Source organism: Bacillus sp. M5A3_1b (assembly GCF_053345335.1).
In genome coordinates, this window is the sequence record NZ_JBKEZY010000006.1 from 178848 (window position 1) to 196590 (window position 17743).

Consider the following 17743-nt stretch of genomic DNA (forward strand, 5'->3'; position numbering starts at 1 on the left):
TTTATAAAGTAGGTAAGTTTTGAATTTTACCACATATATTTCTAGTGAAAGGCCTTTCACCATCTTATCACCTAGGGGGCAATCATAATGAAATTTTTGTCTTACCTTACAGTAATTTTGGTGATTCTTGGCGGTTTGAATTGGTTGTTTGTAGCGTTAGATTACAATGTAGTTGAGAAATGGTTTGGTTCTATGCCGGCGCTTGTGGACACTATTTATTGGCTCATTGGTCTTTCTGCTATTTATCAAATTTTTGATCGATTCTTCACGGACAATTAGCAATTATACTTTATTACTAGAGTGTTAAGTACGATTATGTACTTAACACTTTTTTGTATGTTTATAAAAAGTAGTTTGCACATGCAAGCGATTCCACTGCGTCTTACGCCGTAATAATAGAAAACAAATTGACCACGTATTATATTTCAGGTTATAATTCAGAAAGTTTAAAAATTAATAAAAATAAGAAATAGGGAGGTTATCAGGGTGATGGAGAGAGTATATAATTTTTCAGCTGGACCATCAATACTCCCTTTGCCAGTTTTAGAGAAAGTGCAAAAGGAGCTTGTAAATTATAACGGGACAGGCATGTCTATTATGGAAATGAGTCATCGATCTTCTTATTTTCAAAGTATTATAGATGAAGCGAGTAGCCTAATTCGTGAATTAATGAACATTCCTGATGAGTATGAAGTACTGTTTTTACAAGGCGGTGCGTCATTACAATTCTCTATGATACCGCTGAATGTAATGAATACGTACAAAAAAGCAGGGTACGTATTAACTGGCTCATGGTCTAAAAAGGCGATGCAAGAAGCTGAAAAAATAGGGGAAGTACAAGTGCTTGCTTCTTCTGAAAAAGAGAAGTTTACTACAATTCCTAAACTGGATGGTTTACCAAATGATGAAAAACTAGATTATGTACATATTACAACGAACAATACAATTGAGGGTACGAAATATGTAGACATTCCACGTTTAGATAGAGTACCGCTCGTTGCGGATATGTCCTCAAATATTTTATCAGAACAATATGATGTTACGAAGTTTGGTCTTATATATGCGGGAGCGCAAAAGAATTTAGGGCCAGCGGGCTTAACGATTGCTATTATAAAAAGAGATTTAATTGGGGGAGCAGATCGCTCTTGTCCTACGATGTTAAACTATGAAACTTACAGCAAAAATAACTCCTTATATAATACACCGCCATCCTTTAGTATTTACGTAACGAAACTTGTACTAGAGTGGTTGAAAGAGCAAGGCGGGGTATCTGCGATTGAAGAACAGAATAGAATGAAATCTTCACTTCTTTACAATTTCTTAGATGAATCAAAAGTATTTACTTCACCAGTTGATCCTACGTATCGATCACTTATGAACATTCCGTTTACAACACCGTCAGAAGAGCTGAACAATGAGTTTTTACAAAAAACGAAAGAACGCGGCCTTGTTACGCTAAAAGGCCATCGCTCAGTCGGTGGTATGCGCGCTAGTATTTACAATGCGATGCCAGTACACGGTGTACAGCAATTAGTAAATTATATGAAGGAATTTGAGCTTGAGAATAGATAGGGAGATGGGGATATGTTTCGTGTTCAAACGTTAAATCAAATTGCGGAAAAGGGTTTGCAAGTTTTTGACGGAGAGCGTTATGAAGTAGGGGATAGAATGGACCACCCAGATGGTATTTTACTTCGCAGCTATTCTTTACACCAAGAAGAATTTTCAAAAGACTTAAAGGCGATTGCAAGAGCTGGTGCTGGTGTAAATAATATTCCTGTCGAGCGATGTACAGAAAAAGGGATTGTAGTATTTAATACACCAGGAGCGAATGCCAATGCAGTAAAGGAACTTATTATCGCCAGCCTTATTATGTCTTCACGTAACATTATTAACGGTGTAAGCTGGACGAAAAATTTAGAGGGTGAAGAAGTACCGCAGCTTGTTGAATCAGGAAAAAAACAATTCGTTGGATCAGAAATTGCAGGGAAACGTCTAGGTGTAATTGGCCTCGGCGCAATCGGTGCTTTAGTTGCGAACGATGCGTTAGCTTTAGGGATGGACGTTGTCGGATATGATCCTTACATTTCAGTTGAAACAGCATGGCGCCTTTCTACACATGTACAAAGAGCATTTAGTTTAGATGAAATTTTCGCAACATGTGATTATATTACACTTCATATTCCTCTTACGAATCAAACGAAGGGAATTATTGGTGAACACGCTGTAGAGAAGATGAAAAAAGGTATGCGTTTATTCAATTTCTCTAGAGGAGAACTTGTAGATGAAAATGTTCTTCAAAAAGCGTTAGAAGAAGATGTTATTACGCATTACGTAACAGACTTCCCCAATGAAAATGTGATAAAGATGAAAAATGTAACAGCGACGCCTCACCTTGGTGCATCTACATCTGAATCAGAAGAAAATTGTGCAATCATGGCAGCGCGCCAATTACGTGAATATTTAGAGACAGGAAATATTCGTAATTCAGTAAACTATCCAAACGTCGAACTCCCTTATATCGGAAAGAAACGTATTACAATCATGCATCAAAACGTTCCGAACATGGTAGGACAAATTACAGGATGTTTAGCAGAACATCATATTAATATTGCGGATATGATTAATCGTAGTAAACATTCTTGGGCGTATACAATGATTGATATTGATAACGGAATTGATGATATAATAAAAGAGAACATTGTGGAAAATATAAGCAAAATTACAGGTGTTGTAGCCGTTCGAATGATTGTGTAAAGGAGAGAGGAAAACTTGGCAAAAATCCGACCGTTTCGGGCCATTCGTCCAGTAGAAGAAAAAGCAGCGGAAGTTGCAGCTTTACCGTATGACGTATTAAATAGTAAAGAGGCAAGAGAGGTTGTAAAAGGGAATCCGTATTCTTTCTTACACGTTGATAAAGCAGAAATTGATTTAGACCCGGCACTTTCACCGTACGATGATCGTGTATATGAAAAAGCGGGTGAAAATTTAAATCGATTTATACGAGAAGAAGTATTCATACAAGATGAAGAGCCATCACTGTACATTTATGAACTGACGATGGAAGGAAGAACGCAGTCAGGTCTTGTCGTTTGTACATCTATTGATGAGTATGAAGATGATACAATTAAAAAACATGAAAGAACGCGTCACGAAAAAGAATTAGATCGTATTCGTCACGTAGATGTGTGTGACGCAAATACGGGTCCTATCTTTTTAACGTATCGTACAAAAGAAGAGATAAAGCGTTTCATTGCCAGCTGGAAAGAAGAACATGCGCCAATCTATACATTTACAGCAGAAGATGGCGTGGAGCATGTTGCCTGGAAAATAGTTGATGAGGATGTAATTGCTACTTTAGTAAACTTATTTGAAGATATTTCTAATCTTTATATTGCAGATGGGCATCATCGCTCAGCATCAGCAGCAAAAGTAGGGCTCATGCGAAGAGAACAATATCCGAATTACACAGGAGAAGAAGAGTTTAATTTCTTCCTATCTGTATTATTCCCTCACGATGAATTATCCATTTGGGACTATAACCGAGTTGTAAAAGACTTAAACGGCTTATCAGAAGAACAGTTTTTAAAGCAAATCACGCAATACTTTTATGTAGAAGAAGCAACTGTTTCTCCGTATAAACCAAATGAGCCAAAAACATTTGGTATGTATGTAAACGAGAAATGGTATAGACTCACAGTGAAAGAGGAAACGTTTGATGCGAATGATCTCGTTAAAGGTTTAGATGTATCTATTCTGCAAGATCATTTATTAAGCCAAGTACTTGAAATACACGACCCGCGATCTGATTCACGCATTGACTTTGTCGGAGGAATCCGCGGATTAGAAGAACTAGAACGCCTTGTAAATAGCGGTGAATATAAAGCAGCGTTTTCATTATATCCGACATCAATGGAAGCTTTACTATCAATCGCAGACGCTGGAGAAATTATGCCGCCGAAGTCAACGTGGTTTGAACCGAAACTGCGTAGTGGGTTGTTTGTACATTCTTTAAAGTAAATATAGACTTCTTTAGATTGAAAAACCGAAATGATTATAGTTTCGGTTTTTCTTATTTTGACTCAGTTAACGTTACATGTTGATTTTCATGTTAAGATTGAAATATGTAACGACAGGTCGCTACAAAAAACGGAGGAAATACGATGAAAATGCAACTGCAAGAAAGTTTTTATGTTGAGTTGAAAAATGCAATTCGTTGTCATTATAACGAAATTATAACTAGTTGCGGTGTTGACACAATATATGGGTACTCCATATTAACAGACGATTGTGTCAATAGCATTGGACCAGTGGCTAATAAAGAAAGACTAATCAAAGTTAATAAGTCGGACCCTTTATACAATTATTATAGATACGGAGCTGTTGAGTGGAGCGAATGGGAAGATTTTGAAATGTTTGATGAAGTGCACAAAATTATCAAGAAATATCATGATATCGTCGAAGATGACTTTAACATACGAGTAAATACACTGTTGAAAGAAACGTTAAATGTGTTAATGGAACTTGAATTAGAAGGCTTGTTTGGAGACAGAGATGATAATCGATTTATTGTCATTTGTGTAACTGATTCATCGAACGAAATCATGATTGAATCAGCTCGATTGCTTAATACATTAAAGACATACGAAGAATATGCTTCAGAATTTGCATAAGAATGAATATAAGTAAAACTGCGCTCTATAAGAGGCGATTTTCATTTAATCAAAAGTCACAAATTAATAGTAACGATTCGTTGTGACGTAACTATTGAACAATTTGAGCCCGATGAAAAAAATCGTACAAAAATTATTGCGATGTTTATATGTAGGAATCAACTTGAAAAAGAAGTTATGCAGGGGAGTTTTTCTGGGATTATTCTTTAGTTAGTAGGAAAAGTAATGAATAGGTGGGGGGCACATGCCTCTCGGGCTTAGATTTTTAATTCCCCCCATAACGAAAATTTTATGCATTGCTGGATACTGATAATAAGACGTTATGTAATATACTCTGTTCTTTTCTTAGCTAATAGAAGAATAGTTGAATAAGCTTGTCAACAAAAAAAGGACATTCCTAGTATTACAAGAAATGTCCTTTCCACTAAATTATAGGATATTTTGCTAAAATTCAAACTCTAAAATTAGTTTACTAGTTTGACCTGTAAATTGATAATTATAGGACCCTCTCAGATTTTCTAAGTTACCAGTAGCTTTAATAATTGTTCCTGGGGAATTTAGATTTCCTTTATCGAATATTCCTTGCTCTATAGCTGTAAATGTTCCTTGTTGCCCCTTATAAATTCCTTCAAAGTGTAAAAATCCAGAAATTTTAGCAGTAGCCAAGTGACCATCATTTATATTTGAATCTAAATAATATAATAAATATTCAACAAAAGCTTTTCCTTTTAATTCACCATCAATTTCATATTCAACATGGGCAATATTAATAGGGAAATCTTTTCTAGTATCATCGATTAGTTTTTCATCCCATTTACTTACTGTAAATGTTACTTCCATACACGTAATCTCCCTCCAATTATATACTTTTAAAAAGTATCAATTCACAGTCATATCTCATAGGAGTGTTTTTATTTATTCCACGCCACTCTCTAAAATAGAGAAAGACCCATTTTCACAATCAATTTCTGCCATCGCACCGTAAGGTAAAATAAACTTCGGCTCGGTATGACCAAAATTTAAATTATAAAGAATCGGCAAATCTTCTAAGTTATGTTCTTTCATAACTTGCAGTATTTCGTGTTTATATTCTTCATAATACATTTCGTCTTTTGGTTTACCAAAAATGATACCTTTTGCTTTTTGGAGAATGCCTTGCGCTGCATAATTTCGTAACCAATACTTTATATAACTTGGTTCTGGATGATCTTCAGAAGTTTCAAAGAAGATAATACTATCCTCCCAATGTTTTTTCTCAGGCCAAAGTTCTGTTCCTTTTGCAAATTCCAATACTTCTATACAACCACCAATTAAGCGTCCTTGTAAGGTAGTAGAGCCTTGAAGTAGTTCATAGCCATTGTTTTGTTGCATCGTACGCCTTGTATCTTTATTTACCTCTATCCATTCTAAACGCTCACTCGTCCATTCATGAGCTGGTTGAATTTCGCCAATTGTCTCATTTGAAAAGAGAGTCCGATTTACCATTTCAACCGTATATGGATCCATCTCTATATTTTCGGCAAAATCAGTTAAAATTGCTGGACCGTAAAAAGAGGAAATTCCTGCTTTATGACAAAACAAGTGTGAAATGGTAACGTCAGAGTACCCCATAAAAATTTTCGGGTTTTCACGTATTACATTAAAATCTATATAAGGAAGTAAGCGAATGCTATCTTCACCGCCAATATTCGCAATAATTGCTTTCACGCGCGTATCCTTAAAAGCTGTCATTAAATCTTCCGCACGAGCCTGTGGGTTGTTATAAATGAATTCGCTACCTTTTAAACTATTTGGCATTGGGATAACGGTAAGACCGAAAACTTCTTCTAATCTTTTAACTCCTTGTTCATAACGCCATCTTATTTCAGAATCACCTGCGCCTCCCCATGAAGGACTTACTGTTGCTACGATATCACCTGGTTGTAATCTGTTTGGTTTTATTAACATGTTAACTCCACTCCTACATAATGTAATGGACTACGACTGTACAAACTGTAGCTTTGAAAAAATATGATGCATCACATTATTTTCTTCATCATCAATCTGTTTACCTGCTGGTATTCAAGAATTCAGTCTTAGTGTTGAATTGCACTTGAGAATTACAGTATGCAATATTGTGTGAGAAAGAGGGTTGCTATTTTCTGCAATCTGTAACTGTAATGATTATAAGTTGGTCGTATTCAATCCAAAAAATAAAATCATCATGAATGGAGAGGGGGATAGCTTTTCCTGAACAAGAAAGCTATTGCCTTTAGGCACTTGGGATGAAAGTGGGATTGGATCTGGAGTGGCACTAAAAATTGCAACGTTCGTGGTACTTTAAGTGTCTGAAGTATAGGGAGTTTCTTCGTTTTTTTTGTTGGGGTTTTTAGGGGAGTATTTTTTAATTATTAGATAGACAGATAAAATGAAAAATACACCTAATTACTAGGTGTATTTTTTAGATTTGAAAACCACATATGTATTGAAAATTTCTCTTGGGTAGAGTGTATCACAATAGAAATCATGTATATACATAATATTCGTTACATCGAATGGTTTCCTTGTAAATATATGAAAATGGTAAACTAAATAGATTTCAATTTGGGTAACTTAAATATCTGTACCATGTTCAGTGTTAGAGGGAGCCCCGCCAGTATGTCCATGAGCTTCAACTTTTGGAGCAGGGAAATGTGCATGCCCTTCTTGTTTAGGAGCTCCACCAGTGTCACCGATGTTTAATGCAGGAGCCCCGCCAGTATGGCCCTCAGAAAAAGAAGGAGCTGGAGGAGACGGGAAGTGAGTATGTCCAGCTTGATTTGTGAAACCTGCATTTAATCCAAATGCAGCAATACCCGTAAATGCAATACCTACAGCGATTTTACCAATTGTTCTTTTCATTTCTTTAACCCTCTTTCATTTGATTTTTTTGCTACTGTACTATTAAAAAAGTATAAACTTGCTTTCTCATGTTGTTGTTTGTTATAAAATGCAAGAGCTAGTTTTTCAAGATACTCAGAAACATAGATATATAAAGATTCTTTATTAAAGTATTCAATTCCTTCTAAAACAATCGGTTCAATTTTGTCTAATTCAGTTTGATTCGTGAAAGCTTCTAATATAGCAAAGTGATGTTTATGCTCTTCATTACCAAGTTCAGAAATAAGTTGTTTCCCTATTTTAATGTAGTGGTTTGCTTTGTCGATAAGTCCTAATTTTTCATGTTCTTGTGCAAGTAAGAATATAGCTTTGTAGTGAGATGGGATTTTTTCAACAACTTGTGTCAAGTGACGGATCGCTTCTTCAGAAAGATTCTGGCTAGCATATAGATGACCTAGATTACCGCGCACATACAATTGTAATGATTCTTCATTTAATTTTTGGAGAATATCTAACGCTTTGTTATAGCTTTCCTCAGCTTGTTCAAAATGTCCTACGTCTACATAAGAAGCACCAAGTACACTTAAACAGGATGAAATATTTCTTTCACATCCGTGTTGCGTTTCAAAAAATTCTAATGCTTTAGAAGCATTTACAATCGCAAAACTTGGTTGTTGTTGGTGACAATGATAAGCAGCATATCGGTAATAGAAATCAGCTTGTTCAATTTGACTATGTCCGGATAAAAGTGCCTGTGCTTTTAAGAAACATTCTTCTGCTTCTTGATAATGATTAATTGCTGCAAAATGAATCGCCTTATAATAATGATATAGATAAGATAAGTGTTTATCTTCTGGTTTTTCTTGGTCTTCTATGATTTGAAAACTATCTTTCGTGATTGATAGTCCATCTGTCAGAGCTGTATGTCGGAATTGGAGTAATGCGTAATATAAGTGATAAAGTGGAATTGTTTCTGTTTCTTTCAAAAGCATTTCTTCATGTTCTTTTTTAGCTTCTTGAAACTGAATTTGTGCTTCCTTAACGTTTTGCGTTAAGATTGCATGGTACCAAGCTTCTAAATGTTTTGTTGTATATGTATGTCCCTTCAATGAAATGTTCATATTAGCCCCCTTGTATATTTTTTTATATAATTGTAACTATAATGGTAACACGATTGAAAGTAATTATATGGAATTTATTGTTGATAAAAAATATTCAGAATTATATAGGTCGGTAAAACCTGTCAGTCCATGTGTTTTTATGAAGAAAAGGACACAATTGACTATAGAATCTTAATGAAATGATGCCACATGCACAATGCTGAAATAAAAGTTGAGAAAGTATGCATGAGGTGTGAATAGGGTAAGAAGGTAAAAATCCTAGCTACAATAGCTAGGATTTTTGTGTTAAATAGTCTCACCGTGAGCTTCTTGTTTCGGAGCAGGGAAATGCTCGTGCCCTTCAAGCTTCGGAGCAGGAGTATCGCCTACATTTAAAGCAGGAGCGCCAGTATTACCATGCGCTTCTAACGTAGGAGCAAAGAAGTCAGCGTGACTCTCTTTTTTAGGAGTCATTCCTTCTCCATGAGTATTTGTATAAGAAGGTGCCCAAGTATCTCCTTTATTGTATGATGAAATAGGAGGTCTGCCATGATCATAAGCAGGAGCGCCACCGTCGCCTCTATTATAAGAAGGAGCCCAAATGTCGCCATGTGAATCTAATTTCGAGCTTAAATCAGCATGTGTCTCTAGTTTAGGAGCAGCGAAATCAGCATGGCTTTCTAATTTCGGAGAAAAAGTTTCACCGTGCTCAGCTTTTACAACGCCACCGTCCCCAATATTTACACCAAAAAGACCAAAGCTAAACACTGATAACCCTACAACAGCTGTACTAATTTTTCTTTTCAATCTATCTCTCTCCTTTTGCTATGGTTTTCCATTTTGTCTAAACGTGGTAGATAAAATGAAATAAATCGTAAAAAATTACCAATTATATTACGATATACGAATAATTCTGTGTAATATTTTGTAAAACCTCCTTGAAATTTGAATTTTAAAAAATAAAATTCGACATCGTTCATTTTTCGATTAGTTGAACAGATTTTAATCGAGCTTCTATAAAGGTATTTGCTAACCTTAGGACCGAAAGCAGTTCGTAATTTCTTTATACCGTGCTCATAAGGTTATTTTAGCTTTGAATTAAATTAACTATTATAATTCGAGAATTTAGCCCTCTTGCTGTATATTTAAAAGTTACAGTATGCAACATTGCATAAGAAAGAGGGTTGCTATTTTACATAACCTGTAACTATAATAGTTACAGGTTGGTCGTATCCAATCAAAAAAATAAAATCATCATGAATGGAGATGTTTCATAATGGGTATGAAAAAAATAATTTTAGCAGGTGCTTTAGGTATCGCAGCATTATCAGGAACAAATTTACCAGGATTAGAAGTAACAAAAGCGAGTGCAGCTTCTATTGAATCGAACTTCTTGACGTTAGAAGGACGAGTAGTAGAAGTAGATAACGGTGTAATTGTTGTGAAATCTAAGCAATACGAAGAACCTGTTAGTGTATACATGGATACTTTCTCAAATGTGAAAGTAGGAGATGAGGTTAAAGCTACTGGATCTATGATGCGTAATTTTACGGAATATATGGTTGCAACTGCAATTGAAAATACAACAAACAAGTTAGGCATGCACATGAAAGAAGATGGTTCTCCTGATTACGTGATTGGGGAAGTATCAAAAGTAGGAACGATGGAAGATGGGGGAGAAGGTTCTACTAAATATGTCGTAGTGGAGTATCCATCGCTAAACGGGAAAAAAGTTATTATTGATGTTTTCTTAACGAAGGGACAAGTGTTTCATACGGGTGAGAAAGTAAAAATTGATATGAAGTATGTGGGCTGGGGTGGAAGTTCTATTAACTGGAACACAACGGACAATATTGAAAAAGTTCATGAGGTAAAGAGCAACGTTGAAAATAATGATGATGTTTGGATTTGGTCTTAATTAGAATTCTGTAATTAACAAATATATCCCTTAGTACCCAGCAAATTGTCATACACATGATCATTTGCTGGGTACTTTTTGTTTATTTTTACATCATTGTATCTATAATAATTTTTAAAATGCGGGTATACAGTTGAATCGAATAAACCCATATAGACAAGTATTTTATCCTATTGCTTATGCATTGATTTTATTCAAAATTGAGACTCTATTGGTCGTAAATAATAGATAATTTTGTTTTACTGTTCTGATTAAAATCCGGTCTGTTGTAGCGTATGCTGTTCCAACTCGGATTACGTTTTCTTCTTCTACACCAGCATAGGTTTCATCTTCTGTAACTTCAATAATTTCACTTAATGGAATTTGAATCTTAGCTAGTTGCCATGAAATAATTAATTCTCCATCTGTTTTTTTGATATCGATACCTAGCATGTTACCAAAACCTTCCTGTATTAAAATATGGCTATTAATTTTATTATACAGATTTAAAGGGTTTATTTCTATTGTGAAGTTTGATTTTTCAATTTTTTCACAAGGTATCGTACTACGAACAAAAAAGGGTATCCACTAGCACCTGCAATCTTCCTGAAATGAAGACGATCTTTTTTATTTTGTGAATTTTTGAGAATAAGAGATTTTTGATTAGAATATGATGTTTAAATCGGAGCGAATTTAAAAAATATAATAATGAAAGAGGTGTTTATATATGGAGCAAGATGAGAATTATTTACGAGCTAAAAAAAGGGTGGAGAATTTAAAAGCGTTTTACATTCATTTAACGGTTTATATACTAGTGAACGTAATGCTTTTTATTATAAATATAATCTCTGATTCCAGTAAATTGTGGTTTTTATATCCACTTGCAGGTTGGGGAATCGGTATCGTTATACATGGTTTGACAACTTTTCCAGTTGGGATATTCGGAAAAGAGTGGGAAGAACGAAAGATTAAAGAATATATGGAGAAAGATAAGTAAATTTATTTCTGGAATGTATGAATATAAATCTCTGTGATAACATGTTTGATGCGAAGTCTATTCTATAGCTTCGCCTATTTGTTTTGTATTCGAAGTTTGTACGAGTGAGTGTTCATATTCATTTTTTAGCATCAACTGCATGTGAAATCAAAACTTTACTTGTAGTACATAATAAATACAGTTGTTTTACTTTTTAAATTACATGTGGATATAGGATAAAGTTGTTTTATCATCCTATATTAAAATAAAAATAAACCACTGTTCGATTTGAATATTCCACGATATAATGGTGAGAGTTTATGACAGAATAAATATTTACATAAGAAGTGAGGTACTGTATGAAAAAAAGAACGACAGACATTATTTTTATTATTATTGGTGCATTTCTTTTTGCGTTAGGTGTCAATTTGTTTGTTATCCCGAACGAGTTTGGTGAGGGTGGAGTAACTGGTATCACGATTATTACGTATTATTTATTTGAATGGTCACCAGGCTTAGTTAACTTAATTTTAAATGCGATTTTGTTAATAGCTGGTTATAAATTTTTAAATAAGATTACAACAATTTATACGATTATCGCTGTAGTTACGAACTCGCTATTTCTTCATTTGACAGAAGGTTGGACGATTACTTCGGATGAAATGCTTGTAAATGCCATTTTCGGAGGAATATTTATTGGGTGCGGGATTGGTCTTATTATTCGAGTTGGCGGAACAACAGCAGGTACTACCATTTTAGCAAGGATGACGCATAAATATTTAGGATGGAGCATTAGCTATGGTTTATTGTTCTTCGATTTAATCGTTGCGTTTTCATCTTATTTCATCATTGGTGCAGAAAAACTGATGATAACAATTATTATGCTATATGTAGCAACAAAAGTGATGGAGTTTGTAATTGAAGGTTTAAATCCGAAGAAAGCCATTACGATTATTTCTGATAACCCGAATGAAATTGCCGGGAAGGTAACTACCTTAATGGGCAGAGGGGTTACTGTGTACTCAGGTCATGGCTATTACACGAAAACTCCGAAGGAAATTCTTTATGTTGTTATTAATAAGCAAGAAGTAGTCAAGCTAAAACGGATTGTTCAAACTACAGATCCGGCTGCGTTCATTGCTATACACGATGTTCGTGACGTATTTGGAGAAGGATTCGTTGATATTTCTAAAGCATAGAAATTACTTTTCATTAAAATAATCTTAATACTAAAACGTAAGAATCTATTTTGAATAATCTTTTTTCAAAATAGATTCTTTTTATTTATCTTAAAATGTTGGTTTGTTTTTCTTTTTCTTGCAAAAAAACCAATTGTTTCTTAATGTAAGAAATGTAGAAGGATGAACAAGAGAGGGTTTAATGAAGATGATACATATTTTATTAGCTGATGATGATAAGCATATTAGAGAGTTGTTACATTACCATTTACAAAAAGAGGGGTTTACAGTTTTTGAAGCAGAAGATGGAAAGGTAGCGCAAGACGTATTAGAGAAAGAGAATATTCACCTTGCGATCGTAGACATTATGATGCCGTTTGTTGATGGCTATACGTTATGTGAAGAAATCCGGAAGTATCATGATATACCGGTTATTTTATTAACTGCGAAAGATCAGTTAGTTGATAAAGAAAAAGGATTCATTTCTGGTACGGACGATTATATTGTAAAACCATTTGAGCCAGCTGAGGTCATTTTCCGTATGAAAGCTTTATTGCGCCGTTATCAAATGCTGAGTGCTGATATGATTACGCTGCACGGAACGACTATTGATCGAAAAGGGTTTGAAGTGAAGTGTAACGGTCAAACGATTCTGCTTCCATTAAAAGAATTTGAGTTGTTATCGCAACTGGCTAGTTATCCTGGAAGGACATTTTCAAGAGAAGAACTAATTGAATTAGTATGGGGAATGGATTTTGAAGGAGACGAACGAACGGTTGACGTCCATGTGAAGCGACTGAGAGATCGTTTTTCAAAACGAACAGATGATTTTCAAATTACGACAGTACGCGGACTTGGTTATAAGTTGGAGTTGAAATAAAATGAAATCACTATACTCTAGATTTGTTTTTATGACGGTTGGAATCATGTTACTTAGCAGTATTATCGGTTTTTTATTAACGAATGTGTACTATCAAGTGAAGTTAAAACCGTACAATAGTGAAAAGATTTTAATGTATGCGGAAGAAGTTAAAGCGTTATATGAAAAGCAAAGTGAAGAAAACAAAGAGGCGTACTTACAGTCTATCGCGAAATTAGGATATGAAATATATATTGTCGATGATCAAAAGAATGGAAAGCGTATTGGCAATGCGTTTCGTAAGACTTCTATTAGCGATGATACTGTTCATAAAGTGTTGCAAGGGGAAACGTTTAACGGCGTTTCTACATATCCAACACGCCTCTTTATTACGGGGTTTTTCGATAATGAATTAATTAATAGTGTCGGTGTGCCGGTAAAACACGGTGATAAACAGTACGCTTTATTCATTCGTCCTGACATTCAGCAACAATTTGGTGAGATGCGAATTTTTCTAGCGGTATTACTAGGGTTTATCGTTTTATTAAGTATTATTTTTATTGCGATTGCAGCAGGTTATATCGTTCGTCCCATTCGTACATTTACGAAAGCGACGCAAAAGATTGCAAGTGGTGAATATGATATCGAATTAGATGGAAATCGAAAAGATGAAATTGGTATATTAGCAACTAATTTTCAAAAGATGACGAAAAGTATTAAAGAATTAGATGAGATGAGACAAGAATTTGTTTCTAACGTTTCTCACGAATTCCAATCGCCGCTTTCTTCTATTCAAGGGTTCTCAAAAACGTTACAGTCAGAAGAGATGAGTGGGGAAGAAAGAAACCATTACTTGCAAATTATTGAGGGCGAAAGTAAGCGAATGTCTAGTTTATGTAAACAGTTACTTACGCTCGCTTCTTTAGATAAAGAAGAAAAAGTATTACAAATAAAAGAATTCAATCTACAAAAGCAAATTAAAGACGTCATTTTTATGCTCGAATGGAAATGGCGTGAAAAAGATATCGCCGTTGAATTTGATGTGCCGGATATTACAATACAAGGCGATGAAAACTTACTTCATCAAGTATGGAGTAATATTTTTACGAATAGCATTAAGTTTTCAAACGACGCTGGAACGATTGAATTTGTTGTAGAAGAATTAGAATCAAGTGTGATGATCTCTATATCAGACAACGGAATTGGTATGGAAAAAGAAGAAATGGACCGTATATTTGATCGTTTTTACAAAGTAGATACTGCAAGAGCGAGAAACGTAGAAGGTAGTGGCTTAGGATTAGCAATCGTGCAGAAAATTGTGGAACTGCATAACGGAAAAGTTTCAGTGTATAGTACGAAAGGGGAAGGGACGACTGTTCAGGTGGAGCTTCCGAAATAGATGAAAGAGGCTGCTACGGAAGGGCCTCTTCTTTTTTGGTTTCTAGTATACGTGTAAAGTGAAAAAATGTGAGTCATTGTCATTACATAATCGGACGAGTTTGTGGAGTGAGCTCAGGAGGAAGTTTATTTAAACATGTAGAATCTCTACAGAGTTATAAGGGTTGTATTAAAACTTGAACCGTGTAGGGAGGAAATTACTTTGAAACGAATTGACTTGTTATTAAACGTACTAGATTCAACATTCGATAAAGAGAGTTGGTATGCACCGTTTAAACATGCTATAGAAGGACTTACAGCCGAACAGGCTACGTGGAAACCATCTGGTGAGGCAACGAATACCATTTGGGAGAGCGTTAATCATCTCATTTATTACAAAGAGAGGCTTGCTGCAAACTTAGAAGGCCGTGAATGGAAACACAATCTGGACGGTAATGACACCTTTTATCTTACTGAGCAATCCAATGATGATGAGGAATGGAAGAAAGTTGTTGAACGTTCTGAAAATGCTCAGCGTAATTTAAGACATGTATTGAGTGCAATTTCTGAAAAAGAGCTTGAACAAAATTCACTTGAGGGGAAATTACTAGATATCATGCTTCATGATGCTTATCATACAGGCCAAATTATTCAATTAAGGAAAATGCAGGGGTCTTGGCCATCAAATCGTTAATTGAACGTTTTAGTTGGTGCTATTGTTATATTTTTAGTGAAGTATTTTATATCCAAAATTAAATAACTACATTTTAACCCCGTCCCAAATCTAGAACGGGGTTATGTTTGTTCCTGCTATAAAGCTGTACCTTTCCCGCGCTCTTCCCTAAAATGAACTCCAAAAGTATCCGCTGTAATTTCATCAGCTTTCGGCAATGCTCGTAATTTTGGATGAAGTAGCCATACGAGAGAAATAAATAAAATACCGATGCTAGCGAGCGCGAAAATGAGTTGGCTACTAAATACATTTGCGGCGTATCCGCCAATTAAAGAACCAAGCGGCATAGCAATTGTGCCCATACTGCGCATAACTGAGTTGATGCGTCCAATATATTGATTTGGAATTACAATTTGACTAATTGTCGCAAATAATATGTTGGTCGCACCAATTGGAATCCAAGCTATGCCGAATAAGAAAATAGATAGCCATTGAAACGGTACGATCGTAGAGAGAAACCAAAAGATAGCACCAGTCGCAAAGCCAATAATAGAGACACGGCCAACATTACGTTTACCAACCCATGAACTGAATAATGCTCCAATAAAACTGCCGGCTGATATAGCGGCTAAAAAGAAGCCATATGATTTCACGCCTCCTAAAGAATCAGCGAAAGAAGGGAGTATCGCCATCGTCATACCGATTGAAAAATTAGCGACTACTGAACCGATTAAGAATACGCCCATTAATGAACGGAAGACGATCGAAAAACCTTCTTTTAAATCAGTGAAATATTGTTTAGTTGATAGCGATGTATTGGTTTCTGCTTGCTTTGGCATTTTTAGTGAAAAGAACAAAAGGGCAGTAATCGCGAATGTAATAGAGTCAATTACATATAAAGTGATTGCGCCAAGTAGTGCTACTAATATGCCAGAAATCGTCGTGCAAATTAAATCAATGCCTTGATACGCAAATGAAAAGAGTGAATTTCCTTTTAATAGTTGTGTTTTATGAAGTAGAAGTGGTAAAGCTTTTGATTGTGCGGGATAGGCGAATTGTTCGATAAAGGCTACGATGGGCATGATGATGAGTAGTAGTTGAACTGTTAATAGATCGAAGTAGTGTGTAATAGGAATGATTAAAATAAGAATGCATTGCAAAACTTGTGTGATGACGAGGGTGTTTTTGATTGACCATCTATCAACGAATGGACCGGTAAGAAATTGAAGTGTAGAAGGTAATAACGTAAGAAAACCAGCTAATCCAGAATAAAAAGGATTACCACTCAGCTTGTATACGAGCCACATCGCGGCTACATAATACAAGCTATCTCCTATGTTTGTAAAAATTCTCCCTAAAAATAATAAGAGGAAATTCCGGTTTTTTAATATGTCCATTTAATCTACTCCTTTATAAAAAAATTATTCGGTAAAATAAATTTGACCGTTAGTGTAAAAAAAATCGTATTACGATTTTTCTTCTTTTTTCACAAAGCGCTGCATTGCTCGTTCATCGATTTGTAGTGCAGTAGTAGAAATGTAATAAGATTTACTATTTGGATCTTTATCTGCGTCTTTTGCAATCTCATTTAATTCAGCCATTAATTCATGAAACTTTTTCACCCATACTTGAAATTGTTCTGGCGTTGCATCAAACTCCCAGCAAGACGAAACGTAATTCCACTCAGCTGGATCTTCGCTTACTTTTCGTAATGTAAAAGCTTCTTCTGGTGCAGCGAGAATATGGCTTTTCGTTCTTTCTGTCATTTGTAAAAAGATTTGGCGACCTGATTCACTTAATATTTCTAAATGAGGTAATAGTTCAGCAGCAGGGGTAAAACCTCTAGCGACAGATTGATAAAACTTTTGAACGATGCCATTCTTTTCTTCTGTATAAACAATTTCTATAAAACCATTCTTCTCTAATTCTTTTAAATGATAATGAATTTTAGCCCTTGAAATGCCGAATTTTTCAGATAGTAGTTGTCCTGTATAAGGTCGTTCGCATAGACGCATCATCATTTCGACACGTAGTGGATCGCTTATTGCTTTTAGTTGGCTATAAGTAGTTAGTGTTAACATGGGCTTCAAAATGATCAACTCCTCAAATAAAATTACTCGGTCAATATTATTTGACTGAATTGTATCAAGG

19 protein-coding genes and 1 pseudogene are annotated in these 17743 nt (G+C 35.1%); 12 read left to right on the forward strand and 8 right to left on the reverse strand.

What is annotated here, in order from left to right; translation table 11 throughout:
* Window positions 1-87: 87 nt before the first annotated feature.
* From ACLBWW_RS18305 to ACLBWW_RS18330, 6 genes and pseudogenes are all read left to right on the forward strand, one after another.
* On the forward strand, window positions 88-279 hold the full coding sequence (locus ACLBWW_RS18305) for a DUF378 domain-containing protein (protein ID WP_000670803.1): 192 nt from the start codon (window positions 88-90) through the stop codon (window positions 277-279).
* Between the two features lie 210 nt (window positions 280-489).
* The gene (gene serC / locus ACLBWW_RS18310; protein ID WP_262720876.1) at window positions 490-1572 is read left to right on the forward strand and encodes a 3-phosphoserine/phosphohydroxythreonine transaminase; all 1083 of its coding nucleotides are present in this window, start codon (window positions 490-492) and stop codon (window positions 1570-1572) included.
* Window positions 1573-1584: 12 nt separating this feature from the next.
* Window positions 1585-2757 carry a 3-phosphoglycerate dehydrogenase family protein gene (locus ACLBWW_RS18315; protein ID WP_060486445.1) on the forward strand — a complete coding sequence of 391 codons (1173 nt, stop codon included), beginning with the start codon at window positions 1585-1587 and terminating at the stop codon, window positions 2755-2757.
* Between the two features lie 15 nt (window positions 2758-2772).
* Window positions 2773-4020 (forward strand): DUF1015 domain-containing protein, encoded by a 1248-nt coding sequence (locus ACLBWW_RS18320; protein ID WP_098222040.1) that lies wholly within the window; start codon window positions 2773-2775, stop codon window positions 4018-4020.
* 143 nt (window positions 4021-4163) lie between these two features.
* Window positions 4164-4673, forward strand: coding sequence for a DUF4303 domain-containing protein (locus ACLBWW_RS18325; RefSeq protein WP_098069122.1), 510 nt, complete (start codon window positions 4164-4166; stop codon window positions 4671-4673).
* Window positions 4674-4745: 72 nt separating this feature from the next.
* Window positions 4746-4883: pseudogene (locus ACLBWW_RS18330) on the forward strand (enoyl-CoA hydratase); the annotation flags it as partial.
* 234 nt (window positions 4884-5117) lie between these two features.
* On the opposite strand, the gene ACLBWW_RS18335 reads toward ACLBWW_RS18330, so the two are convergent.
* From ACLBWW_RS18335 to ACLBWW_RS18355, 5 genes are all read right to left on the reverse strand, one after another.
* Window positions 5118-5513 carry a DUF3224 domain-containing protein gene (locus tag ACLBWW_RS18335; RefSeq protein WP_048544767.1) on the reverse strand — a complete coding sequence of 132 codons (396 nt, stop codon included), beginning with the start codon at window positions 5511-5513 and terminating at the stop codon, window positions 5118-5120.
* A 75-nt stretch (window positions 5514-5588) separates the two neighbouring features.
* Window positions 5589-6620, reverse strand: coding sequence for a S66 family peptidase (locus ACLBWW_RS18340; protein ID WP_048544768.1), 1032 nt, complete (start codon window positions 6618-6620; stop codon window positions 5589-5591).
* A gap of 645 nt (window positions 6621-7265) precedes the next feature.
* Window positions 7266-7553 (reverse strand): hypothetical protein, encoded by a 288-nt coding sequence (locus tag ACLBWW_RS18345; protein ID WP_048544770.1) that lies wholly within the window; start codon window positions 7551-7553, stop codon window positions 7266-7268.
* Window positions 7550-8653 (reverse strand): tetratricopeptide repeat protein, encoded by a 1104-nt coding sequence (locus tag ACLBWW_RS18350; RefSeq protein WP_086406982.1) that lies wholly within the window; start codon window positions 8651-8653, stop codon window positions 7550-7552. Before ACLBWW_RS18350 ends, ACLBWW_RS18345 begins: the two co-directional genes overlap by 4 nt.
* Before the next feature lie 285 nt (window positions 8654-8938).
* Window positions 8939-9439, reverse strand: coding sequence for a hypothetical protein (locus ACLBWW_RS18355; protein ID WP_048544774.1), 501 nt, complete (start codon window positions 9437-9439; stop codon window positions 8939-8941).
* A 469-nt stretch (window positions 9440-9908) separates the two neighbouring features.
* Here ACLBWW_RS18355 and ACLBWW_RS18360 point away from each other — a divergent pair, with 469 nt between their 5' ends.
* Window positions 9909-10550, forward strand: a complete 642-nt coding sequence (locus tag ACLBWW_RS18360) for an ATP F0F1 synthase subunit alpha (protein WP_098132389.1) — start codon at window positions 9909-9911, stop codon at window positions 10548-10550.
* 177 nt (window positions 10551-10727) lie between these two features.
* Here the strand turns inward: ACLBWW_RS18360 and ACLBWW_RS18365 are convergent, their stop codons facing one another.
* Entirely contained in the window at window positions 10728-10982 is a 255-nt protein-coding gene (locus tag ACLBWW_RS18365) for a SunI/YnzG family protein (RefSeq protein ID WP_048544777.1), read from the reverse strand.
* A gap of 274 nt (window positions 10983-11256) precedes the next feature.
* Here ACLBWW_RS18365 and ACLBWW_RS18370 point away from each other — a divergent pair, with 274 nt between their 5' ends.
* From ACLBWW_RS18370 to ACLBWW_RS18390, 5 genes are all read left to right on the forward strand, one after another.
* Window positions 11257-11526 (forward strand): 2TM domain-containing protein, encoded by a 270-nt coding sequence (locus ACLBWW_RS18370; RefSeq protein ID WP_048544779.1) that lies wholly within the window; start codon window positions 11257-11259, stop codon window positions 11524-11526.
* 338 nt (window positions 11527-11864) lie between these two features.
* Window positions 11865-12704, forward strand: coding sequence for a YitT family protein (locus ACLBWW_RS18375; RefSeq protein ID WP_000747489.1), 840 nt, complete (start codon window positions 11865-11867; stop codon window positions 12702-12704).
* 181 nt (window positions 12705-12885) lie between these two features.
* Window positions 12886-13563 (forward strand): response regulator transcription factor, encoded by a 678-nt coding sequence (locus tag ACLBWW_RS18380; protein ID WP_088110328.1) that lies wholly within the window; start codon window positions 12886-12888, stop codon window positions 13561-13563.
* A 1-nt stretch (window position 13564) separates the two neighbouring features.
* Window positions 13565-14941, forward strand: coding sequence for a sensor histidine kinase (locus ACLBWW_RS18385; protein ID WP_098048342.1), 1377 nt, complete (start codon window positions 13565-13567; stop codon window positions 14939-14941).
* 201 nt (window positions 14942-15142) lie between these two features.
* Window positions 15143-15613 (forward strand): DinB family protein, encoded by a 471-nt coding sequence (locus ACLBWW_RS18390; protein ID WP_000821004.1) that lies wholly within the window; start codon window positions 15143-15145, stop codon window positions 15611-15613.
* 116 nt (window positions 15614-15729) lie between these two features.
* Here ACLBWW_RS18390 and ACLBWW_RS18395 read toward each other — a convergent pair whose 3' ends face one another.
* Window positions 15730-16989, reverse strand: coding sequence for an MFS transporter (locus ACLBWW_RS18395; RefSeq protein ID WP_447614158.1), 1260 nt, complete (start codon window positions 16987-16989; stop codon window positions 15730-15732).
* Between the two features lie 69 nt (window positions 16990-17058).
* Window positions 17059-17682, reverse strand: a complete 624-nt coding sequence (locus ACLBWW_RS18400; protein ID WP_000803873.1) for an ArsR/SmtB family transcription factor — start codon at window positions 17680-17682, stop codon at window positions 17059-17061.
* Window positions 17683-17743: the final 61 nt, after the last annotated feature.

Excerpts from the sequence above, each read along its gene's own strand:
- serC (WP_262720876.1), top strand. The coding sequence starts at position 490 with ATGGAGAGAGTATATAATTTTTCAGCTGGACCATCAATACTCCCTTTG.
- ACLBWW_RS18375 (WP_000747489.1), top strand. The coding sequence starts at position 11,865 with ATGAAAAAAAGAACGACAGACATTATTTTTATTATTATTGGTGCATTT.
- ACLBWW_RS18315 (WP_060486445.1), top strand. The coding sequence starts at position 1,585 with ATGTTTCGTGTTCAAACGTTAAATCAAATTGCGGAAAAGGGTTTGCAA.
- ACLBWW_RS18360 (WP_098132389.1), top strand. The coding sequence starts at position 9,909 with ATGGGTATGAAAAAAATAATTTTAGCAGGTGCTTTAGGTATCGCAGCA.
- ACLBWW_RS18395 (WP_447614158.1), bottom strand. The coding sequence starts at position 16,989 with ATGGACATATTAAAAAACCGGAATTTCCTCTTATTATTTTTAGGGAGA.
- ACLBWW_RS18370 (WP_048544779.1), top strand. The coding sequence starts at position 11,257 with ATGGAGCAAGATGAGAATTATTTACGAGCTAAAAAAAGGGTGGAGAAT.
- ACLBWW_RS18385 (WP_098048342.1), top strand. The coding sequence starts at position 13,565 with ATGAAATCACTATACTCTAGATTTGTTTTTATGACGGTTGGAATCATG.
- ACLBWW_RS18380 (WP_088110328.1), top strand. The coding sequence starts at position 12,886 with ATGAAGATGATACATATTTTATTAGCTGATGATGATAAGCATATTAGA.
- ACLBWW_RS18340 (WP_048544768.1), bottom strand. The coding sequence starts at position 6,620 with ATGTTAATAAAACCAAACAGATTACAACCAGGTGATATCGTAGCAACA.
- ACLBWW_RS18365 (WP_048544777.1), bottom strand. The coding sequence starts at position 10,982 with ATGCTAGGTATCGATATCAAAAAAACAGATGGAGAATTAATTATTTCA.
- ACLBWW_RS18350 (WP_086406982.1), bottom strand. The coding sequence starts at position 8,653 with ATGAACATTTCATTGAAGGGACATACATATACAACAAAACATTTAGAA.
- ACLBWW_RS18335 (WP_048544767.1), bottom strand. The coding sequence starts at position 5,513 with ATGGAAGTAACATTTACAGTAAGTAAATGGGATGAAAAACTAATCGAT.
- ACLBWW_RS18305 (WP_000670803.1), top strand. The coding sequence starts at position 88 with ATGAAATTTTTGTCTTACCTTACAGTAATTTTGGTGATTCTTGGCGGT.
- ACLBWW_RS18345 (WP_048544770.1), bottom strand. The coding sequence starts at position 7,553 with ATGAAAAGAACAATTGGTAAAATCGCTGTAGGTATTGCATTTACGGGT.
- ACLBWW_RS18325 (WP_098069122.1), top strand. The coding sequence starts at position 4,164 with ATGAAAATGCAACTGCAAGAAAGTTTTTATGTTGAGTTGAAAAATGCA.